The sequence below is a fragment of the Streptomyces sp. NPDC059564 genome (assembly GCF_042735575.1).
Classification (GTDB): Bacteria; Actinomycetota; Actinomycetes; order Streptomycetales; family Streptomycetaceae; genus Streptomyces.
Genome location: NZ_JBHWBP010000074.1, coordinates 1 through 21,953, shown reverse-complemented (window position 1 = coordinate 21,953; position 21,953 = coordinate 1). Strand labels below are relative to the sequence as shown.

The 21,953-nt window shown below is 73.7% G+C and carries 6 protein-coding genes and 1 pseudogene; all 7 read left to right on the top strand.

Annotated features, from left to right (window positions below):
• Positions 1 to 2: 2 nt before the first annotated feature.
• Positions 3 to 5,483 (top strand): annotated as a pseudogene (locus ACFV0Q_RS15730) (SDR family NAD(P)-dependent oxidoreductase); the annotation flags it as partial.
• 60 nt (positions 5,484 to 5,543) lie between these two features.
• Entirely contained in the window at positions 5,544 to 12,071 is a 6,528-nt protein-coding gene (locus ACFV0Q_RS15725; protein ID WP_385005510.1) for a type I polyketide synthase, read from the top strand.
• Between the two features lie 5 nt (positions 12,072 to 12,076).
• On the top strand, positions 12,077 to 15,187 hold the full coding sequence (locus ACFV0Q_RS15720; protein ID WP_385005498.1) for a type I polyketide synthase: 3,111 nt from the start codon (positions 12,077 to 12,079) through the stop codon (positions 15,185 to 15,187).
• Positions 15,188 to 15,354: 167 nt separating this feature from the next.
• The gene (locus ACFV0Q_RS15715; protein ID WP_385005496.1) at positions 15,355 to 18,570 is read left to right on the top strand and encodes an amino acid adenylation domain-containing protein; all 3,216 of its coding nucleotides are present in this window, start codon (positions 15,355 to 15,357) and stop codon (positions 18,568 to 18,570) included.
• Positions 18,571 to 18,625: 55 nt separating this feature from the next.
• Positions 18,626 to 19,984, top strand: a complete 1,359-nt coding sequence (ccrA, locus tag ACFV0Q_RS15710; RefSeq protein WP_385005494.1) for a crotonyl-CoA carboxylase/reductase — start codon at positions 18,626 to 18,628, stop codon at positions 19,982 to 19,984.
• Position 19,985: 1 nt separating this feature from the next.
• Positions 19,986 to 20,975 carry a 3-oxoacyl-ACP synthase III family protein gene (locus ACFV0Q_RS15705; RefSeq protein ID WP_385005492.1) on the top strand — a complete coding sequence of 330 codons (990 nt, stop codon included), beginning with the start codon at positions 19,986 to 19,988 and terminating at the stop codon, positions 20,973 to 20,975.
• On the top strand, positions 20,972 to 21,856 hold the full coding sequence (locus ACFV0Q_RS15700) for a 3-hydroxybutyryl-CoA dehydrogenase (RefSeq protein ID WP_385005490.1): 885 nt from the start codon (positions 20,972 to 20,974) through the stop codon (positions 21,854 to 21,856). The genes ACFV0Q_RS15705 and ACFV0Q_RS15700 overlap by 4 nt, the downstream gene beginning before the upstream one ends.
• The last annotated feature ends 97 nt before the right edge of the window (positions 21,857 to 21,953 follow it).

Here is a 21,953-nt window from a genome sequence, read left to right as displayed (position 1 = left end):
TCGGCGACGCGCAGGAGCTGCGCGAGCGCGTGCGCGAGCTGGAGGAGTCCGCCCGCGAGCCGATCGCGGTCGTGGGTGTGGGGTGTCGCTTCCCGGGCGGGGTGACGTCCCCCGAAGGGCTGTGGGGCGTCGTGTCCGGCGGCGTGGACGCGATCAGCGCCTTCCCGCAGGACCGCGGATGGGACCTGGAGGCGCTGTACTCCCCGGACCCCGAAGCGCACGGGACGACGTACACGCGCACGGGCGGGTTCCTGCCCGCTCTCGCGGAGTTCGACGCGCCGTTCTTCGGCATCAGCCCGCGCGAGGCGCTGGCGATGGATCCGCAGCAGCGGCTGATGCTGGAAACCTCGTGGGAAGCGCTGGAACGGGCGGGCATCGACCCGGCCGTCCTGCGGGGTTCGGCGACCGGCGTGTTCACCGGGCTCTACGCCACCGACTACGGCCCGCGGATGGGCGGCGGGGCGGCCGGCGAGGTCGAGGGCTTCGCGATCACCGGTCTGTACAACAGCGTGGCCTCGGGCCGGGTGGCGTACGTGCTCGGTCTGGAGGGCCCGGCGGTGTCGACCGACACCGCGTGCTCCTCGTCGCTGGTCGCCGTCCACCAGGCCGTACGGTCCCTGCGCTCCGGGGAGTGCACGCTCGCGCTGGCCGGCGGCGTGTCGACCATGCCCACCCCGGGGATGTTCGTGGAGCTCGCCCGGCAGCGGGGCCTGTCGGCCGACGGCCGGTGCAAGGCGTTCGCGGAGGCGGCGGACGGGACCGGTTTCGCCGAGGGCGCGGGCGTGCTGGTCCTCGAGCGGCTTTCGGACGCGCGGCGCAACGGGCGCCGGATCTGGGCCGTGATCCGCGGCTCGGCGATCAACCAGGACGGCGCGTCCAACGGCCTGACCGCGCCGAACGAACTGGCACAGCGGAGGGTCATCCGGGCGGCCCTGGCCGACGCCGGGCTGCGGACGGCCGATGTGGACGCGGTGGAGGCGCACGGCACCGGCACGAAGCTGGGCGACCCCATGGAGGCGGAAGCGCTGCTGGCCACCTACGGGCAGGAGCGGGACCCGGGCAGCCCGCTGTGGCTGGGGTCGCTGAAGTCGAACATCGGCCACACACAGGCGGCCGCGGGCGTCGGCGGCATGATCAAGATGATCATGGCGATGCGCCACGGGGTGCTGCCGAAGACGCTGCACGTGGACCGCCCGTCGACGCACGTGGACTGGTCGGCCGGGGCGGTGGAAGTGCTGGCCGAGGCCAGGCAGTGGACCGGCGCACCAGGCCGCCCCCGGCGGGCCGGCGTCTCCGCCTTCGGCATCAGCGGCACCAACGCGCACCTGATCCTCGAACAGGCCCCCGAGACCACCGAGACCCCCGAGGGAACGGACGCCCCGGCCCCCACGTCGGTGCCGTGGGTGCTGTCGGCGCGGTCGGAGCAGGCACTGCGGGAACAGGCGCTGCGGCTGCGGGACGCGGTGGCCGCGGACGCGGCCCTGCCGCTCGCCGGCGTCGGGCACGCGCTGGTGACGACGCGCTCGCTGTTCGACCACCGCCAGGTCGTCATCGGCGCCGGCCGCGACGAACTGCTCGCCGCCCTGACCGCCGCGGCCACGGGCGACGGGAGCGGCCCCGCCCGCGTGGTGTCCGGCGTCGCGAAGCCGGCGGGCAAGACGGTCTTCGTCTTCCCCGGCCAGGGCTCCCAGTGGGTCGAGATGGGCCGCGAACTGTGGGAGGCCTCCCCGGTGTTCGCCCGCCGGATGCGCCAGTGCGCCGACGCGCTGGCGCCGTACGTGGACTGGTCCCTGCACGACGTGCTCGGGGACGCCGACGCCCTGGAGCGGGTGGACGTCGTCCAGCCCGTGCTGTGGGCCGTCATGGTCTCGCTGGCCGAGGTCTGGCGCTCGTACGGGGTGCACCCCGAAGCCGTCGTGGGCCACTCGCAGGGTGAGATCGCCGCCGCCTGCGTCGCGGGCGCCCTGTCCCTGGAGGATGCCGCGAAGGTGGTGGCGCTCCGGGCCAAGGTGGTCCTGGCCCTGTCCGGAACCGGCGCCATGGCATCGCTCGCGCTCCCGCTGGAGGAGGTGGACGCACGTCTGACGGACGGTCTGTCCATCGCCGCGGTCAACGGGCCCTCGTCCGTCGTCGTGTCGGGCGACGTGGCCGAGCTCGACGCGCTCCTGGCCGCCTGTGAGGCGGACGGGGTGCGCGCCCGCCGGGTCCCGGCGGACTACGCCTCGCACTCCCGGCAGGTGGAGCCGGTCCGCGGGGAACTGCTCCGCGTGCTGGCGGGACTGGAGCCGCGTAGAGCCGAGGTCCCGTTCTTCTCCACCGTGACGGCCGACTGGCTGGACACGACGGCGATGGACGCCGAGTACTGGTACACCAACCTGCGCCGGACCGTCCGCTTCGAGGAGGCGACCCGGGCCCTGGCCGCCCAGGGCTTCGCCTTCTTCATCGAGGCCTCCGCCCACCCCGTACTGACGATCGGCGTGGAACAGACCCTGGACAGCGCGGGCGCCGAGGCCACCGCCGTGGGCACGCTGCGCCGCGGCGACGGCGGCCTCGCGCGCTTCCAGCAGTCGGCCGCCGAAGCCTTCGCGGCGGGCGTCGCGGTGGCGTGGGAGACGGCGTTCCCGGACCGGGACGGCCCGTGGGCCGAGCTGCCCACGTACGCCTTCCAGCGGCAGCGCTACTGGCTGAACACCCCCGACGAGAGCACCACCGGGAGCACCTCGGACCACCCGCTGCTCGATGCCGTGATCGATCTGCCCGACGACGCGGAGAACGGCGGCGAGAACGGCGGCGTGGTGGGCAGCGGGCGCCTGTCGCTCGAACGCCACCCCTGGCTCGCCGACCACATCGTCCACGGCGCCGTCCTGGTGCCGGCCACCGTGCTGCTGGAGATGGCCGTCTGGGCCGCGCACAAGGCGGGCGGCGACGTCGTCGACGAACTCACCCTGGAAACACCGCTGGTGCTGCCTCGGACGGCCGACCGCGAGATCCGCGTCGTCGTCGACGGAAAGAACGTGATCAGCGTGCACTCCCGGGGCGAGGGCGAATCCGCATGGACGCGCAACGCCGTCGGCGTCGTCGGGTCCGGCACCGGACGGACCGACGCCGGGGAGAGCCTCGCCGCGTGGCCTCCCGCGGGCGCGGTCGACGTGCCCTTCGAGGACGAGTACACCCGGCTGTCCGCCCTCGGATTCGGCCACGGGCCCCTGCTCCGCGGCCTGCGGAAGGTGTGGCGCCGCGACGACGCCCTCTTCGCGGAGGTCGAGCTGCCCGCCGCCGACGGCGCGGGCGGCCGCTACCGGATCCACCCGGCGCTGCTCCACGCCGCGCTGCTCCCGGTCGGCCTGGGGCGGATCGTCGACGACTCCCGGCCCGAGGGCTGGCTGCCGTACCGCTGCACCGGCATCCGCGTGCACCCCGCCGGGGCGGCCGTGCTGCGCGTCCGCCTGGCGCCCGCCGGGGAGAACGCGCTGACCGTGACCCTCGCCGACCAGGACGGAGCCCCCGTCGGCGGCATCGAGTCGCTGAGCCTGCGGCCCGCCGACGCGGAGAAACTGACCGCGCTGGCCTTCGACCATCAGGACTCCGTGTTCCGGGTGGACTGGACCCCCCTCGACGTCCCCCCGGCTCACGCCACCGGCCGGTACGCGGTACTGGGAGCACCCGACGCGGTCCCCGCGGCCCTGGCCCGGGGCGCGGAGGTCTTCGCCGGCCTCGCGGAACTCGCCGCCTCCGGCGCCGGGATACCCCCCGTCGTCATCGCCGCCGCCGACCGGACGGGCGCGGACGGCGATGACACACCCGCCGCCGTCGAGCGCGGCCTCCACCGCGTGCTGCGGTGGGTACAGGACTGGCTCGCCGACGACCGGTTCGCCGACTCCCGCCTGGTCATCGTGACGCGGGACGCGGTCCACGACGACCAGGTCCCGCGCACCGACCCCGCGGCGGCCGCGGTCTGGGGATTCGTACGCACCGCGCAGACCGAGAACCCCGGCCGGTTCACGCTCGTGGACACCGACGGCCGGGCCGGTTCCTGGGAGTGCGTCCCGGCGGCGGCCGGGACCGGAGAGATCCAGCTCAAGATCCGGTCCGGCGAGGTGACCACCCCGCGACTGGCCCGCGCCCACAAGGCCCCCGGCGGGGCGGACGGCGTTCCCGCCCTCGGGTCCGGGACGGTGCTGATCACGGGAGGCACCAGCGGCCTCGGCGCGATGCTGGCCCGCCACCTCGTCGAGCGTCACGGCGTGCGCCGTCTGCTGCTGACCAGCAGGCGGGGCCCGGCGGCTCCGGCCGCGGCGGGGCTGCGGGAGGAGCTGACCGGGGCGGGAGCCGAGGTCGAGGTCGTGGCCTGCGACGTCACGAGCCGCGAGTCCGTCGCCGGGCTCATCGCCACCGTGCCGTCCGAGCACCCGCTGACGGCGGTGATCCACTGCTCCGGCATGCTGGACGACGGAGTCGTCGAGGCGCTGACCGAGGACCGCGTCGACACGGTCCTCGCGCCGAAGGTCCGCGGCGCCTGGCACCTGCACGAGCTGACCCGGCACCTGGACCTCTCCGCGTTCGTGCTGTTCTCCTCGATCGCGAGCGTGCTCGGGACGGCGGGGCAGGCCAACTACGCGGCGGCCAACGGCTTCCTCAACGGCCTCGCGGAAATCCGCCGGGCCGACGGACTGCCGGCCACCTCGCTGTGCTGGGGCTTCTGGGCCGAACGCAGCGAGATGGTCGCCGGCATCGGCGACACGGACGTCGTACGCCTGCAGCGCCAGGGCGTCCTGCCGCTGGCGTCGCGGGAAGGGCTCGCGCTCTTCGACCTGGCGCTCTCCCTGGACGAGCCGGTCCTGGTGCCCGCCCGGCTGAACCCCGCCGCACCGGGCGCCGCTTCGCCGCTCCTGCGCGGTCTGACCGGGACACCGGCCGGACCCGGCGGCCCGGCGGGCCGGGAGCCCGCCGACGCCGGACTCGCGCAGCGGCTGAGGTCGCTGCCGCCGGCCGAGGCGCAGGCGCTGCTGCTCGACGCCGTCCGGGCGCAGACCGCGCTCGTCCTCGGCCACCCGGACACCAGGAAGATCGGTCCCGGCGCGACGTTCAAGAAGCTGGGGATCGACTCGCTCACGGCGCTGGAGCTGCGCAACAAGCTCTCGGCGGTGACCGGCCTGAAGCTGCCCGCCACGCTCGCCTTCGACCACCCGAACCCGAGCGCCCTCGCACAGTTCCTGAACGCGAGCATCACACCCGGCTCCGCGGCCCCGCGATCCGCGGCGGGCGACCTGGCCAAGGAGATCGAAGGACTGGGCAAGCGGCTGGAGGAGGCGTTCCTCCAGCTCGCGCAGGAGGAGCAGGCCGGCCTTTCCACCCTGCTCGGCGAGCTCCAGGGACGGGTCCGCGTCCTGGCGGGCGCCGGAGCACCGGCCGGCATCGCCGACCAGATCAGTTCGGCCTCGGCGGGAGACCTTCTCGCGCTACTGGACAGAGAGCTCGGCTAGGGGAGAGCGATGACCAACGACAACAACGCCGAGGTTCTCGAGTACCTCAAGCGGACATCGATCGAGCTGATCGAGACACGGGGGCGCCTGAAGGAGCTGACCGAGGCCGCCGCCGAGCCCATCGCGGTGGTGGGCGTCGCCTGCCGGTACCCGGGCGGGGCGGCGTCCCCGGAGGCGCTGTGGGACCTGGTGCGGACGGGCGCGGACGTCGTGTCGCAGTTCCCCGAGGACCGCAACTGGGACCTGGAGGGCCTGTACGACCCGGATCCCGACCGGCCGGGCACCTGCTACACGCGCTCGGGCGGCTTCCTGCACGACGCGGGTGACTTCGACGCCGAGTTCTTCGAGATCAACCCGCGCGAGGCGCTGGCCGCCGACCCGCAGCAGCGGCTGCTCCTGGAGACCTCGTGGGAGTCCCTGGAACGGGCCGGCATCGACCCGCAGACCCTGCGCGGCAGCAGGACCGGCGTGTTCGCCGGAATCGCGTACTTCGGATACGGCAACCACTTCCAGACCCCCGAGGCCATCTCGGGCTACGCGCAGACCGGTTCCCTGCTGAGCGTGGCCTCCGGTCGCGTGGCGTACGCGCTGGGTCTGGAAGGCCCGGCGGTGTCGACCGACACCGCGTGCTCGTCGTCGCTGGTGACCGTGCACCAGGCGGTGCAGTCGCTGCGGCAGGGCGAATGCGGCCTCGCCCTGGCCGGCGGCGTCACCGTCATGGCGATGCCGCAGGTGTTCCGGGAGTTCGCGCGGCAGCGGGGCCTGGCACCGGACGGCCGGTGCAAGGCCTTCGCGGACGCGGCGGACGGCACCGGCTTCTCCGAGGGCGTCGGCATGCTGGTCCTCGAACGGCTCTCCGACGCGCGGCGTAACGGACGCCGGATCTGGGCCGTGATCCGCGGCTCGGCGATCAACCAGGACGGGGCCTCCAACGGCCTGACCGCACCGAGCGGTCCGGCGCAGCAGCGCGTGATCCGGGCGGCTCTGGCGAACGCCCGGGTACAGGCGGGCGACGTCGACGTGGTGGAGGCGCACGGGACCGGCACGACGCTCGGCGACCCCATCGAGGCGCAGGCGCTGCTGGCCACCTACGGGCAGGAGCGGGACCCGGGCAACCCCCTGTGGCTGGGCTCGCTGAAGTCGAACATCGGCCACACCCAGGCGGCCGGCGGCGTCGGCGGGATCATCAAGATGATCATGGCGATGCGCCACGGGGTGCTGCCGAAGACGCTGCACGTGGACCGCCCGTCGACGCACGTGGACTGGACGGCCGGCGCCGTCGAGCTGCTGACCGAGGCCCGCGAGTGGACCACCGCACCCGGACGCCCCCGGCGGGCCGGCGTGTCCAGCTTCGGGGCCAGCGGCACCAACGCGCACCTGATCCTCGAACAGGCCCCCGAGGACGAGACGGCGCCCGACGCCGCCGACCGCGTACCGGCCGGCGCCGACGGCCTGGTGCCGTGGGTGCTGTCGGCGCGGTCGGAGCAGGCGCTGCGGGCACAGGCGGAGAAGCTGCGCGCGTTCGTCGCCGCCGATCCGCACGCGGACGCCGCCGCCATCGGCGCGTCGCTGGTGTCGGACCGGTCGCTGTTCGAGCACCGTGCGGTGGTGCTGGGGAGCGGCCGGGACGAACTGCTGGGCGCTCTGGCGGCGCTGGGGGAGGGCGCGGAGTCCCCCGCGGTGGTGCGCGGGGCCGCCGGGGAATCCGGCGGCCGCGTCTTCATGTTCCCGGGCCAGGGGGCGAAGTGGACCGGCGTGGCGCGCGAGCTCTACGACACCTTCCCCGTCTTCGCGCGGAGCCTCGACGAGGTCTGCGCACACTTCGACGCGCACCTGCCCTTCGCCCTGAAGCCCCTGCTCCTCGCCGACGAGCCCGAGGGGGGCGAGCGCACGGACGTCATGCAGCCGGCGCTGTTCGCCCTGCAGGTCAGCCTGTACCGGCTCATCACGCGCTACGGCCCGCGCCCGGACCACCTCATCGGTCACTCCGTCGGCGAGATCGCCGCCGCCCACGTGTCCGGAGTCTTCGGCCTGGACACCGCGACCAGGCTCGTGGCCGCCCGCGGACGGGTCATGCAGACCGTCACCGAGCCCGGCGCCATGCTGGCGGTCCGCGCCCCCGAAGCCGAGGTGGGCGCGCTCCTCGGCCGGTACACCCGCGTCGGCATCGCCGCCGTCAACGGCCCGGAATCCGTGGTGGTCTCGGGCCTGCGCGACGAGGTCCACGACCTGCGGGACCGGCTCGTCGCCGACGGCAGGTCGGCGAAGCCGCTCCCCGTCGGCCACGCGTTCCACTCCCCGCTCATGGACCCGGTCCTGGAGGAGTTCGCGCGGGCGCTCCCCGCACTCCCCGAGGACGGCGAACTGGCGGTCCCGGTCATCTCGACCAGGACGGGCCGCGAGGCCACGCTCCGGGAACTGACGTCCGTCGGGCACTGGGTGGACCACGTCCGCGAACCCGTACGCTTCCACGACGCGGTGGAACGCGCCCGCGCGGCCGGAGCCGACGTCTTCCTCGAGGTCGGGCCGGGATCCACCCTCGCCGGCCTCACCAAGGACGCCTTCGCCGGCGAGGGCGTGAGCGACGCGGCCGTCCTGTCGTCGTCGCGTCGCGGCCTCGGCCCGGCCCGGGCGCTGATCGGCGCCCTGGCCGAACTGCACGTCCGGGGCGGGTCCGTGGACTGGGACGCCCTGTACGGCACGCGCCGCCGGGTGGACCTTCCGACGTACGCGTTCCAGCACCGGCGCTACTGGATGGACTTCCTGACCGCCGCGGAGCCGGCGGACGTGGCCTCCGCCGGCCTGTCGGCCCCGGGGCACCCCCTGCTGGGCGCCGTGGTGGACCACCCTGGCACCGACGAGATGGTGTTCACCGACCGGTGGTCCCTGCGGACCCATGGCTGGCTCGCCGATCACGCCGTGTTCGGTTCGGTCGTCGTCCCGGCGACGGCCTATCTGGACCTGGCGCTGTCCGTGGGCGAACACGTCGGGTGCGCCGCCGTCGAGGAACTCTCCCTGGAAGTCCCCCTGATCCTGCCCGACCCGGGCGACGTACAGGTACGGATCACCGTCGGCGCCGCGGACGGGGCGGGACGCCGCTCCCTGGACGTGTACTCGCGTCCCGCCGAGGACGCCGCCACGGTGGGCGGCTGGACCCGGCACGCGATGGGCAGCCTCGCACCGGCCGCACCGCGCGGCGCCGAGCGGGCCGACGACGCGCGCGCCCTCGCCGTATGGCCGCCGGCCGGAGCCGAGCGGCTCGGCTTCGACGGCCTCTACGACTCCCTCGTGGAAGCGGGCTTCGACTACGGCCCGGCGTTCCGCGGGCTGCGCGAGGTCTGGCGGCGGGGCGAGGACCTCTACGCCCTCGCCACCCTGCCCGAAGGCGCCGAAGGCGCGGCCGGGAGCGGGTTCGCCCTGCATCCGGCGCTGCTCGACACCGTCCTCCACGCGGTCGTGGTCGGCGGCGTCATCACGGTGACGGGCGACCGGGGCTGGATGCCCTTCTCCTGGTCCGGCGTGCACCTCGCCGGCGAGGGCGGCCCGACCGTGAAGGTCCGGATCACCCCGGCCGGCGAAGGCGTCGTGTCCCTGCTGATCGCCGACGAGCACGGCCGCGAGAGCGCCCGCGTCGACGCGCTGACGTTCCGGCCGGCCAGTGCCGAGCAGGTGCGCTCGGCACGCGGCGGCCGGGAGCGGTCGCTGTACGAACTGCAATGGCGGCCGGCCGGGCCGGACACGCGGGAAACCGACCGCGGACCGTGGGGCGTTCTCGGCGCGGAGAACGGCCGGGCGTCCCGGCTCGCCGCGGCGGGCGACGGGAGCGCCGCGTTCCACGCGTCCCTGGACGAGGTCCTGGCCGGGGAGGCACCCCGGCACCTCGTCCTGTGCCTGGACGACGCCGTCACCGCCGGACCCGACCCGCTCACCACGGTCGCCACCGCCGGCAAGCACGTACTGGACCTGCTCCAGCGGTTCCTCGCCGAGGACCGGCTCGCCGGCTCCACGCTGGTGGTGCTCACCCGCCTCGCTCTCGCCGCCGGCCCGGGGGAGAACGTCGAAAGCCTGCCCGGCGCGTCCGTGTGGGGCCTGGTCCGGTCCGCCCAGACGGAGCACCCGGGCAGGTTCCGCCTGGTCGACATCGACGACGACGAGACCTCCTGGGCGGGCTTCCCGGACGCGCTCGCCCTCGCCGAGGAGCAGCTGGCGCTGCGCGGCGGCGCGCACCTCGTTCCCCGCATGGCGCCCGCCTCGCCCGCGGCCCACCAGCTCGAACCCCCGGCGGACGGCGCCCACCGGCTGGGCATCCCGAAGAAGGGCACCCTGGAGAACCTGACGTGGGTGCCGTGCCCCGAGGTCGAAGCGCCCCTGGCCGCCGGACAGGTCCGCATCGCCGTCGAGGCCGCCGGCCTCAACTTCCGCGACGTCACGATCGCCCTGGGACTCATCGACCGGACGGCCTTCGACGCCGGCCTCGGCAGCGAGGGCGCCGGAATCGTGCTGGAGGTGGCGGACGACGTGAGCGCCCTGTCGCCGGGCGACCGGGTGACCGGCATCTTCAACGGCGCCTTCGGCCGCGTGGCCGTGGCGGACCACCGCCTGCTCACGCCCATTCCCGACGGATGGAGCTACGCCGAAGCGGCGTCGATGCCGAGCACCTTCCTCACGGCGTACTACGCGCTCTTCCACGTGATGAAGCTGGAGAAGGGCCAGCGCATCCTCATCCACGCCGCGGCCGGCGGCGTCGGCATGGCCGCCGTCCAGCTGGCCCGGCACGTCGGCGCCGAGATCTACGCGACCGCGAGCCCCGCCAAGTGGCCCACCCTGCGCCGACTGGGCCTGGACGACGCGCACCTGGCGTCGTCGCGCGATCTGGAGTTCGCGGAGAAGTTCCTCGCCTCCACCGGCGGCCGCGGTGTGGACGTCGTCCTGAACTCCCTCGCGCACACCTTCGTCGACGCCTCGCTGGAGCTGCTGCCCGAGGGCGGACACTTCATCGAGATGGGCAAGACGGACATCCGCGAGCCCGAGCGGGTCGCGGCCGATCACCCCGGAGTCGCCTACGAGGCCTTCGACCTCTACGGGTCGGCCGGCACGGACACGATCCGCGCGATGTTCCGGGACGTCATGGAGCTGTTCGCCGGCGGACGGGTACGGCTGAGCCCGATCACCGTCCGCAACATCCGCGACGCGCGCGGGACGTTCCGCGAGATGAGCCAGGGCCGCCACGTCGGCAAGCTGGTCTTCGACCTGGGCAGCGGCTTCGGCGGCGGCACCGTGCTGATCACCGGCGGCACCGGGGGAGTCGGCTCCCTCGTGGCGAGGCACCTCGTCGCCCAACACGGCGTACGGAGCCTCATGCTGGCGAGCCGTCGGGGAGCGGCGGCCGAAGGGGTCCCCGAGCTGGTCGCGGACCTGGAGGCCGCGGGCGCCGCCGTCCGCGTCGTGGCATGCGACGTCGCCGACCGGGCGTCCGTGGCGGACCTGCTCGCGGACATGCCCCGCCGGCACCCGCTGACGGCGGTCGTGCACGCGGCGGGCGTACTGGCCGACGGCACCGTCGAGTCGCTGACGGCCGAGAGCATCGACCACGTGCTGCGCGCCAAGGTCGGCGGCGCGGTCAACCTGCACGAGCTGACCAGGGAACACGCCCTGTCGGCGTTCATCCAGTTCTCCGCCCTCGCGGGCACGCTCGGCACCGGAGGCCAGGCCAACTACGCCGCGGCGAACGGGTTCCTGGACGGTCTGGCGGTGCGGCGCACGGCATCCGGCCTGCCCGGCACCTCGCTGTGCTGGGGCTGGTGGGAGCAGAGCAGCGGCATGACCGGGGACCTGGACCAGGCCGACCTCTCGCGGCTGCGGCGGATGGGCATCGACGCGATGCCGACCGCCGAGGCACTGGCCCTGTTCGACTCGGCGTGCGCCCTCGGCAAGCCGGTCCTCATCCCGGCCCGGGTGGACGTCGCCGCGCTGCGCGGCAAGACCGCCGACGAGCTGCCGCCGCTCCTGCGCGGCCTCGCCGACGCCGGCCGCTCCCGCCGGAACAAGGCGGGCACCGCCAAGGACACCGGCTCCCAGGGCCTGTCCGCCAGGCTCGTCACCCTGCCCGCGGACGAGGCCGGGGCAGCCGCCCTGGACTGGGTCCGCGACCAGGCCGCCATCGTGCTCGGACACCCGTCCGGCACGGCCGTCGACGCCGACCAGCCGTTCACCCAGCTCGGATTCGACTCGCTGACCGCGGTCGAACTGTGCAACCGCCTGGCCGCGTCGACCGGACTGCGCCTGGCGTCCACCCTCGTCTTCAGCTACCCCACCCCGCGCGAGCTGGCCGGGCACCTGCTCGGCCTGCTGCGCCCCGACGAGGACACGAGCCCGGACCAGGACGCTGAGATCCGCGAACTGCTGCGGAACGTCTCGATCGACAGCCTGCGCGGCGCGGGCCTCCTGGAGCAGGTCCTGGCGTGCGCGGCCCCGGCCGGGCCGGGCGGCGCCGAGGACGCGGCGGCGGAGGCGGAAAGCGGTGCGGACGAACTGGCGGCGATGGACCTGGACGCCCTGCTCGACCTGGCTCTGGATGAGAAAAGGTGACTGACATGACCAACTCCGCGGATCAGACGGGGGAGGGCGCGGACCGGGTCCAGCGGGCGCTCCGCACGCTGCTGGAGGAGCGCGACCGCCTGCGCCAGGAGAACGACGCCCTGAAAGCCGGCCGCGGCGAGCCGATAGCCGTGGTGTCCATGGCCTGCCGCTACCCGGGAGGCGTGTCGTCGCCCGAGGAGCTGTGGGACGTGATCCGCGACGGCCGGGACGTCGTCGGCGAGTTCCCGACGGACCGCGGGTGGCGGGACGTGTACGACCCGGACCCCGAGACCGTCGGCAGCGCGTACGTGCGCCACGGCGGCTTCCTGACGGACGTGGCCGGCTTCGACGCCGACTTCTTCGGCATCAGCCCGCGCGAGGCACTGGCGACCGATCCGCAGCAGCGCCTGCTGCTGGAGACGTCGTGGGAGGCCTTCGAACGCGCCGGCATCGTCCCCGCCGACGTACGCGGAGCCGACGTCGGCGTCTTCTCCGGGGTCAGCTCGACCGAGTACGGGTGGCGTTTCCTGGAGTCGGGCCAGAGCGAGCTGGAGGGCTACCTGCTGTACGGCAGCTCGCTGAGCGTCGCGTCCGGCCGGGTGGCGTACGAGCTGGGGCTGACCGGACCGGCGGTGTCCGTGGACACGGCGTGCTCGTCGTCGCTGGTCACCCTGCACATGGCGGTGCAGTCACTGCGCGCGGGGGAGTGCTCCCTCGCGCTGGCGGGCGGGGCGCTCGTGATGTCGACGCCCGCGGCCTTCGTGGAGTTCGCCCGCCAGGGCGCCCTGTCGGCCGACGGCCGGTGCAAGGCCTTCGCGGACGGAGCCGACGGAACCGGCTGGGCCGAGGGGGTGGGCGTCCTGCTGCTGGAGCGGCTGTCCGACGCCCGCCGCAACGGCCACCCGGTACTCGCCGTCGTGCGCGGCTCCGCGGTGAACCAGGACGGGGCCAGCAACGGGCTGACCGCCCCCAACGGCCGCGCCCAGGAGAAGGTGATCCGGCGGGCACTGGCGAACGCGGGGGTCGCCGCCTCCGAGGTGGACCTGGTCGAAGCCCACGGCACCGGAACCACCCTGGGGGACCCCATCGAGGCGGGCGCCCTGCTGGCGACCTACGGGCAGGACCGGCCCGAGGGCAGGCCGCTGTGGCTGGGATCCCTGAAGTCGAACATGGGCCACGCCCAGGCCGCCGCCGGGGTCGGCGGGGTCATCAAGACCGTGCTGGCCCTGCGGAACGGATACCTGCCCAAGACCCTGCACGTGGACGCGCCCTCGCGGCACGTGGACTGGTCGTCCGGCGGGATCGAACTGCTGGCGCAGGGCCGCGAGTGGACCCGTACGGACGGTCCGCGGCGGGCCGGCGTGTCCTCGTTCGGCGTCAGCGGCACCAACGCGCACGTCATCCTCGAAGAGGCCCCGCGCCAGGAGCGGCCGCAGGCGGACGAGGACGGTCCGGACTCGGGCGCCGCCGGCGGACTGGTGCCGTGGGTGCTGTCGGGCAAGAGCGCGGCCGCCGTGGAACGGCAGGCGGGCAGGCTGCGCGCGTTCGTCGCCGCCGATCCGCACGCGGACCTCGCCGCCATCGGCGCGTCGCTGGTGTCGAGCCGGTCGCGGTTCGAGCACCGGGCGGTGGTGCTGGGGCGCGGCCGCGAGGAACTGCTGGGCGCTCTGGCCGCGCTGGGCGAGGGCGCCGAGTCCCCCGCGGTGGTGCGCGGCGCGGCCGCGAACCGCGGCGGGGTCGCCTTCGTGTTCCCCGGGCAGGGCTCGCAGTGGGCCGGCATGGGCCGGCAGCTGTACGACACCTTCCCGGTCTTCGCGCGGAGCCTCGACGCCTGCGCGGCCGCACTGGACGAGTGGGTCGACTGGTCGCTGCTCGACGTCGTGCGCGGCGCGGCCGGGGCGGCGTCCCTGGACCGGGTGGACGTGCTCCAGCCGGCGCTGTTCTCGGTGATGGTCTCCATGGCCGCCCTGTGGCGTTCCTGGGGGGTGGAGCCGGCCGCCGTGGTGGGACACAGCCAGGGCGAGATCGCCGCCGCCCACGTGTGCGGCGCCCTGTCCCTGCGGGACGCCACCAAGGTCGTGGCGCTGCGCAGCAAGGCCCTGGTGGATCTGATCGGGCACGGCGCGATGGCATCGGTCGCCGAGTCCGCGGACGTCGTGGCGCGGCGTCTCGCCGCGTGGGACGGCCGGGTGAGCATCGCCGTCGTCAACGGGCCCCGCTCGGTGGTGGTGTCCGGGGAGCCGGACGCGCTCGACGAGTTCGTCGAGAAGATGAAGGCCGACGGCGCCCAGGCCCGCAGGATCTCGGTCGACTACGCCTCGCACTCCCACCACGTGACGCGGGTCCGCGACCAGGTGCTCGACGCGCTGCCCGACATCGGCCCGGAAACCTCCGCGCTGCCCTTCTACTCGACGCTGTACGGCGAAGTCATCGACACCGCCCGCCTGAACGGCGACTACTGGTACGACAACCTGCGCGAAACGGTCCTCTTCGAGACGTCCGTCCGGCGTCTGGCGGACGACGGCTTCCGGGTGTTCATCGAGATGAGCCCGCACCCCGTCCTGACCGTTCCGGTGCAGGAGACGGTCGAGGACCTGGACGACGCGCTGGTCCTGTCGTCGACGCGGCGGGACCGCGACGAGGTGGCGGACGTGGTCGCCTCGCTGGCCCAGCTCCACACCCGGGGCGGGCCGGTCGACTGGGACGCCCTGTTCGGGACGCGGCGGCGGGTCGACCTTCCGACGTACGCGTTCCAGCGGCAGCGGTACTGGCTGAACTCCTCGCACACGGCGGTGGCGGCGCAGGTGCCCCCGGCGGAGCCGGCCGCGGGCGAAGAGCTCCTCGTCCCCCTGTCGGACCGGCTCTCCGCCCTCCCCGGCGACGAAGCGAAGGCACTGGCCCTCGACCACGTCCTGGAGAAGGTCGCCGTCGTGCTCGGGCACCCCTCCAGCGCGTCGATCAAACCCGACCAGGAGTTCAAGGAGCTCGGATTCGACTCCCTGCTGTCGTCGGAGCTGAGCAAGCGCCTCACCGCGTCGACCGGCATCAAACTGAGGGCGAACGTGGTGCTCAAGCACCCGTCCCCGAGGCGGATCGCCGAGCACATCGTGTCCTCGACGGCCTGACGCGGCCCGCGCCGCGGGGCTGTCCCGCCGGCGGGACAACGCAAGTCCGCCGGCGGCCCGTCCCGCCGGGCACCCAGTTGCATTGAACGGCTGTGTCACTTCCCGGATGGTGGGGGTGATCCGCGAAGCCCTCCGATCCGGTCCTGTTTGCTGAGAGGTTGATCCGTATGTCTTCGTTCGGCGCGTCGTCTGCGCATAAGGGGTTGTGGCGGGCGCAGGAAATGGCTTCCGACACGCCGAACCACGCGCTGACCATGTGGGACGTGGCCGGTGAGCTGGACGCGGCGGTCATGGAAGCCGCGTTCCTGCACGTGATGGGCGAGGCGGAGGTGCTGCGCGTCAACTTCGTCGACGACGGCGGCGGGCTGCGGCTGGTGCCCCGGGAACTGGGGGACTGGCGGCCGTTCTTCCTCGATCTCGGCGAGGAGGCCGATCCCGAGCAGGCGGCGCGCGAAGCGCTGGCCGACCTGGTGCGCGAGCCGTTCGACCTGGAGCGGGACCTGCTGTTCCGGCTGGGCGTGGTCAAGCTCGCCGAGGACCGCTCCCTCCTGGTGATCGCCTACCACCACCTCATATCCGACGGGTTCGGCGCGGGCGGCCTGCTCTCGCGGCGCCTCGCCGAGGTGTACACGGCGCTCGCGCGCGGTGAGCGGGTCCCGGAGATGGCCCACCCGTGGGACGCCGAGTCGTTCTCGGCCGAGGCGGTGGAGTACCTGGCCTCCGAGAGGTTCACCGAGGACACCGCGTTCTGGCGCGACTACCTCAAGGACGCGCCGCCGCCCGCGCAGGTGCCGCGCGTCGCCCTGTCCGACGAGCAGCGGTCCGCGCTGTCCGAACCGCTGAGCAGCGCCGACCGCTGGTCGGCGGTGGCCGAGACCATCGGCATGGTGAGCCGGACGCTGAGCGTTCCGCGTGCCGAGGCGGACGTGTGGACCGAGGCCACGACGTCCATGGGCGTGTGGATGTCGCAGATGCTGACCGCGGCCGCCGCGGTGTTCTTCCGGCACCGCTGCGACCGTCCGGAGTTCCTCCTCTCGCTGGCCGTCAGCAACCGGGTCGGCGTGGCGAGCAGGACGCCCGGCCTGGCCGTGAACGTGGTGCCGGTCAAGGTGGGGGTTCCGCTCGGCGCGACCTTCACCGAGGTCGCCGAGTCGATCGCCGACGAGACGTACGAGATCCTCAGCCACGCCGCCTGCCACTACTCGGACATCCAGCGCGCGAGCGGAACCGTCCTGAGCGGCCGCGGCAGCTTCGGCACCGTCATCAACGTCGTCGAGTTCGCGGAGCAGCTCCACTTCGGCGACAGCCCGGCACGCTACTCCGGCGCGACGACCGGCACCTTCGAGGAGCTGTCGATCGGCGTCTACACCGACGGGAGCGCCGACAGCGACCTCTACATCCGGCTCGACGCCCCCGCGAACCTGTACCACCGCGCCGAACTGCGCTTCATCGGCGAGGAGCTGATCGCGTACATCCGTGCCGTGGTGGCCGGCGGCGACCAGCCGGTCGGTGCGCTCGACGTGGTGAGCGGCGACGAGCGGGCCGGGATCCTGACGGCGCGGGCCGACACGGCGGCGCCGGTGACGGAGGCGACCGTCGCGGAGCGGTTCGCCCGGCAGGTGGCGCGGGATCCCGACGCCGTCGCGGTGGTGTCCGGCGGCTCGGAGCTCTCCTACCGGGTGCTGGACGAGCGCTCCGGGCACCTGGCCCGGGCACTGCGAGGGCGGCAGGCCGGACCCGAGACGGTCGTCGCGGTGGCGCTGCCCCGGTCGGCGGACCTGGCCGTCGCCCTGCTGGGCGTCGTGAAGGCCGGCGGAGCCTACCTGCCGGTCGACCCGGCCCTCCCGGCGGAGCGGATCAAGGCGGTGCTCGCCGGCTCTCCGGCGCGCACACTGCTCACGGACGCGGCGACGGCCGAAGCCCTCTCCGGCGACCCGGACGTCTCCCTGATCGTGTTCGACGACATCGCCGCCACCGACGCCGGCGACGGCCTGCCGCAGGCTCCGGCCCCCTCGCACCAGGACGGCCTGCTGGCCGTGGTTCCCGGCTCCGGCCCGGACGGCGCGGCCCCGGCCGTCGCCGTGACGCACCGCAACCTGCTGCGGTTCGTCACGGACCGCCAGTGGAAGGACGCCGGCGACAGCACCGTGCTGTGGCACACGCCGCACACCTCCGACGCGCTCGCCGTCGAACTCTGGGTGCCCCTCCTGAACGGCGGCCGGGTCGTCGTGGCCCCCGCCGGGGAGCTGGACACCGACGCGCTGGCCGAGGTGCGGGCGGCGCACGGGATCACCACGCTGTGGCTGCCCGCGGGCCGGTTCTCGGCCCTCGCGGCCGACCGCCCCGAGCGCCTCGCCGGGCTGCGCGAGGTGTGGACCGGTGGCGACCGGGTGCCCGCGACCGCCCTGCGACGCGTCCGGGAGGCCTGCCCCGAGCTGACCGTCGTCCACGGTCACGGACTGACGGAATCCACCGTGTTCGCCGCGTGCCACCGCCTCGCCGCCGGCGAACCGGTGCACCACGCGGGCGCCGTCGGCCGTCCGATGGACGACACCGCCCTCTACGTACTGGGTCCCGGCCTGGCACCGGTCCCCGTCGGCGTGGTCGGCGAGCTGTACGTGGCCGGGCCCGCCGTGGCGCGCGGCTACGCCGGCCGGCCCGGGCCGACCGCCGAGCGCTTCGTCCCCTGCCCGTTCGGTCCGGCCGGCGGGCTCATGTACCGCACCGGAGACCGCGTGCGCTGGGGCACCGACATCCGGCTCGAATACGTGGGCCGCGCCGACTCCCAGACCGAGGTGCGCGGCGTCCGGGTCGAACTGGCCGAGGTCGAGGAGATGCTGTCCGAGTACACCGGGCTGGCCCAGTCGGTCGTGGCCGTCCGGCAGGACGGCTCCGGGCAGCAGCGGCTGGTGGCCTACGTGGTGCCGGTGGCCGGCCGGACCGTCTCGGGTGAGGAGCTGCGCCGCTTCGCCGCGGGCTGGCTGCCGGAGTACCTGGTGCCGTCGGTGTTCACGGTGCTGGAGCAGCTGCCGGTCACGGCCAACGGGAGGGTGGACCGGTCGTCGCTGCCGGAGCCCGAGTTCGACGACGGCACGTACCGGGCACCGCGCAACGACACCGAGCGGATCCTGACCGGGCTGTTCGCCGACGTGCTGGAGCTGGACCGGGTGGGCATCGACCAGGACTTCTTCGACCTCGGCGGCAACTCGCTGCGCGCGATCCGGCTGGTCGGCCTGATCCGGGCGGAGCTGAAGCAGGAGGTGTCGATCCGCAAGCTGTTCGCGGCGCGCACCGTCATCGGTCTCTCCGACATGTGGCAGGACCTCGCCCAGTCCAGCAGGCCGAGCCTGCGCCGGCGGACGAAGGACGGCGCGGTCATCTGACCGCCGCCCGTCCCCGGACCGCGGAGTTTGGCCACTGCGAAGGAGTGAGGGAATCATGGATTCTTTGACCGAGGCCCTGCTGGGTGGGGCCGGCCCGGACGAGATCGAAAGACACGGGCTCCCGTCGGAATACGAGGCCGCGCACCTGCTGGCCCGCGACGTCGGCATGTTCGACGGCGTGGAGGACAAGGACGTCCGCAAGTCGCTCCACGTCGGGCGGGTCCCGATGCCGGACCTGGCTCCGGACGAGGTGGTCGTCGCCGTCATGGCGAGTTCCATCAACTACAACACCGTGTGGTCGGCGACGTTCGAGCCGGTGCCCACGTTCGAGTTCCTCAAGCGCTACGCCCGCGAGGGCGGGTACGCCGCCCGGCACGATCTGCCGCACCAGGTGGTGGGATCGGACGCGGCCGGCGTCGTCGTACGCGTCGGGGCCGGGGTGCGGCACTGGAAGGTGGGCGACCACGTGGTCGCCAGCTGCGTCCAGGTCGACGAGCAGGAACCGGCGACGCACGCCGACGCGATGCTCGGGTCGGGCCAGCGGATCTGGGGCTACGAGACGAACTTCGGCGGGCTCGCCCACTACTCGGTGGTGCGCGCGAGCCAGCTGCTGCCCAAGCCGCCGCATCTGACCTGGGAGGAGTCGGCGGGTGTCCTGCTGACCGCGGCGACCTCGTACCGGATGCTGGTCGGGGACAACGGCGCGCGGATCAAGCAGGGCGACGTCGTTCTCATCTGGGGCGCGACCGGCGGGCTCGGCGCGTTCGCCGTGCAGATGGTGAAGAACGCGGGCGGGATCGCCGTCGGCGTGGTCAGCTCCGAGCGCAAGGCCGAGGTGCTGCGCCGGCTCGGGTGCGACGTCGTGATCAACCGCAACGAGATCGGCATGGGCGGCGACGACGCGCTCACCCCGGAGCGGACGATCGAGCTGGGCAAGCGGCTCGGGCGGGAGATCCGGCGGCAGGTCGGCGAGGACCCCCACGTCGTGTTCGACTACGTCGGGCGGGCGACGTTCGGGATCTCCGTGTTCGTCGTGCGCAAGGGCGGCGTGGTCGTCACCTGCGGGTCGAGCACCGGCTACGACCACCACTTCGACAACCGCTACCTCTGGATGAACCTCAAGCGGATCGTGGGCAGCCACGCCGCCAACCTCCAGGAACAGGCGGAGTGCAACCGGCTGTTCCGGCTGGGGCAGCTCTCCCCCATCCTCTCCGAGGTGTTCCCGCTGAAGGAAGTGGGCGAGGCCGCACGGCTGGTCCAGCTGAACCGGCACACCGGAAAGGTCGGCGTGCTCTGCCTCGCGCCCGAGGAGGGACTCGGCGTCACCGATCCCGCGCTGCGGGAGAAGATCGGGGCGGCGCGGCTCAACCCGCTGCGCACCTCCGGCGCGCCCGACGCCGCCGAGGTGTCCTGACGTGGGCATCGGCATCCTGTCCACCGGCTCCTACCTGCCCAAGCACGAAGTGGGCAACGAGGAGGTCGCCGAACGCGTCGGCGTCAGCGCCGAGTGGATCGAACGCAAGACGCAGATCCGCTCGCGCCGCTACGCCGCCCCGCACGAGGCGACGTCCGACCTGGCCGTGAAGGCCGCCGAACGGGCCCTGGACCAGGCGGAACTGACCGCCGGGCAGATCGACTACATCATCGTCTCGACCTCCACCGGCGACTTCCCGCAGCCGCCCACGTCCTGCCTCGTCCAGCACGCACTCGGCGCCTACGGCGCGGCCTGCTTCGACGTCAACGTCGTGTGCAGCGGCTTCGTCTACGCGCTGACGCTGGCCCACAGCCTGGTGGCCGTGCGCCCGGACGCCCGGGTGCTGGTGATCGGGGCGGACGTGTACTCGCGGATCCTGGACTTCACGGACCGCAGGACGGCGATCCTGTTCGCCGACGGCGCCGGAGCCGCCGTCGTCGGGGCCGTGCCGGAGCCGTACGGGATCATCGCGAGCGACCTGGCCAGCCGCGGGGACGCGCACCACCTGATCCGTGTCGAGGCCGGCGGCAGCCGCAATCCGGCATCGGCGCAGACCCTCGCGGAAGGCGGCCACTTCTTCAGGATGGACGGCCGCGGGGTACGGGACTTCGTCGCCGAGCACGTCCCGCCGGCGCTGATCGCCCTGACGCGCAAGGCCGGCGTGGACATCGGCGCCGTCGACCACTTCGTACCGCACCAGGCCAACGGCGTGATGCTCGGCGAGGTCGTCGAGCGCGCGGGCCTGGGCGCGGCACAGACCCATCGCACCTTGATCAGATACGGGAACGTCGGCAGCGCCTCGGTGCCCGTCGCACTCGACGAGGCCAACCGCACGGGAGCGCTGTCGCCGGGGGACCTGGTGCTGCTCGCCGGGTTCGGCGGCGGCATGTCCATCGGAGCATCACTTCTGACCTGGGGGAACCACGCATGACCACGTCCACGCACGACGCCGGCGGCGCCATCGACCGGGTGGGTGTCGTCGGCAGCGGCATCATGGGCACCGGCATCGCCGAACTGTGCGCGAAGGCCGGGCTGAACGTGACGGTCGCGGTCTTCTCCGAATCGTCCCTGGTGACGGCGCCCCAGCGGCTGGCCGCCTCCCTCGACCGGGGGGTGGCCAAGGGCAAACTGACCGCGCCGGAGCGCGACGCCGCACTCGGCCGGGTGTCGTTCACCCGCGACCTCGGCGACCTGGCCGACCGCCGGCTGGTGATCGAGGCGGTCAAGGAGGACGAGCAGGTCAAGACGGAGCTGTTCGCCACCCTCGACAAGATCGTCGAGGACCCGGACGCGATCCTGGCGACCAACACGTCCTCGATCCCCGTCGTACGGCTCGCCGCCGCGACCACGCGCCCGGGCCGGGTGCTCGGCATGCACTTCTTCAACCCGGTACCGGCGCTGCCGCTCGTCGAGCTCATCGACTCGGTGCTGACCGACGAGGCGGTGAGCGCGCGGGCGCTGGTCTTCGTCCGCGACGTCCTCGGCAAGAAGCCCGTCGCCTCGCCGGACCGGGCGGGCTTCATCGTCAACGCCCTGCTGTTCCCGTACCTGCTGTCCGCGGTCCGGATGGTCGAGTCGGGCCTCGCGACGGCCGAGGTCGTCGACCAGGCCATGGTGCAGGGCTGCTCGCATCCGATGGGACCGCTGCGCCTCGCCGACCTGATCGGCCTGGACACCACCGTCTCCATCGCCCGGGCCATGTACGAGGAGTTCAAGGAGCCGCTGTACGCGCCCCCGCCGCTGCTCCTGCGCATGGTCGAGGGCGGCCTGCTGGGCAAGAAGTCCGGCCGCGGCTTCTACCCGTACGCGTAGAGCCGTCCCGCCGCGTGCCCGGGGGCCCGGGGAGCGGCGGGGCGAACGCGGCGGCCCCGGCACCAAACGACCGGGGCCGCGGTGTGGTATACACAAA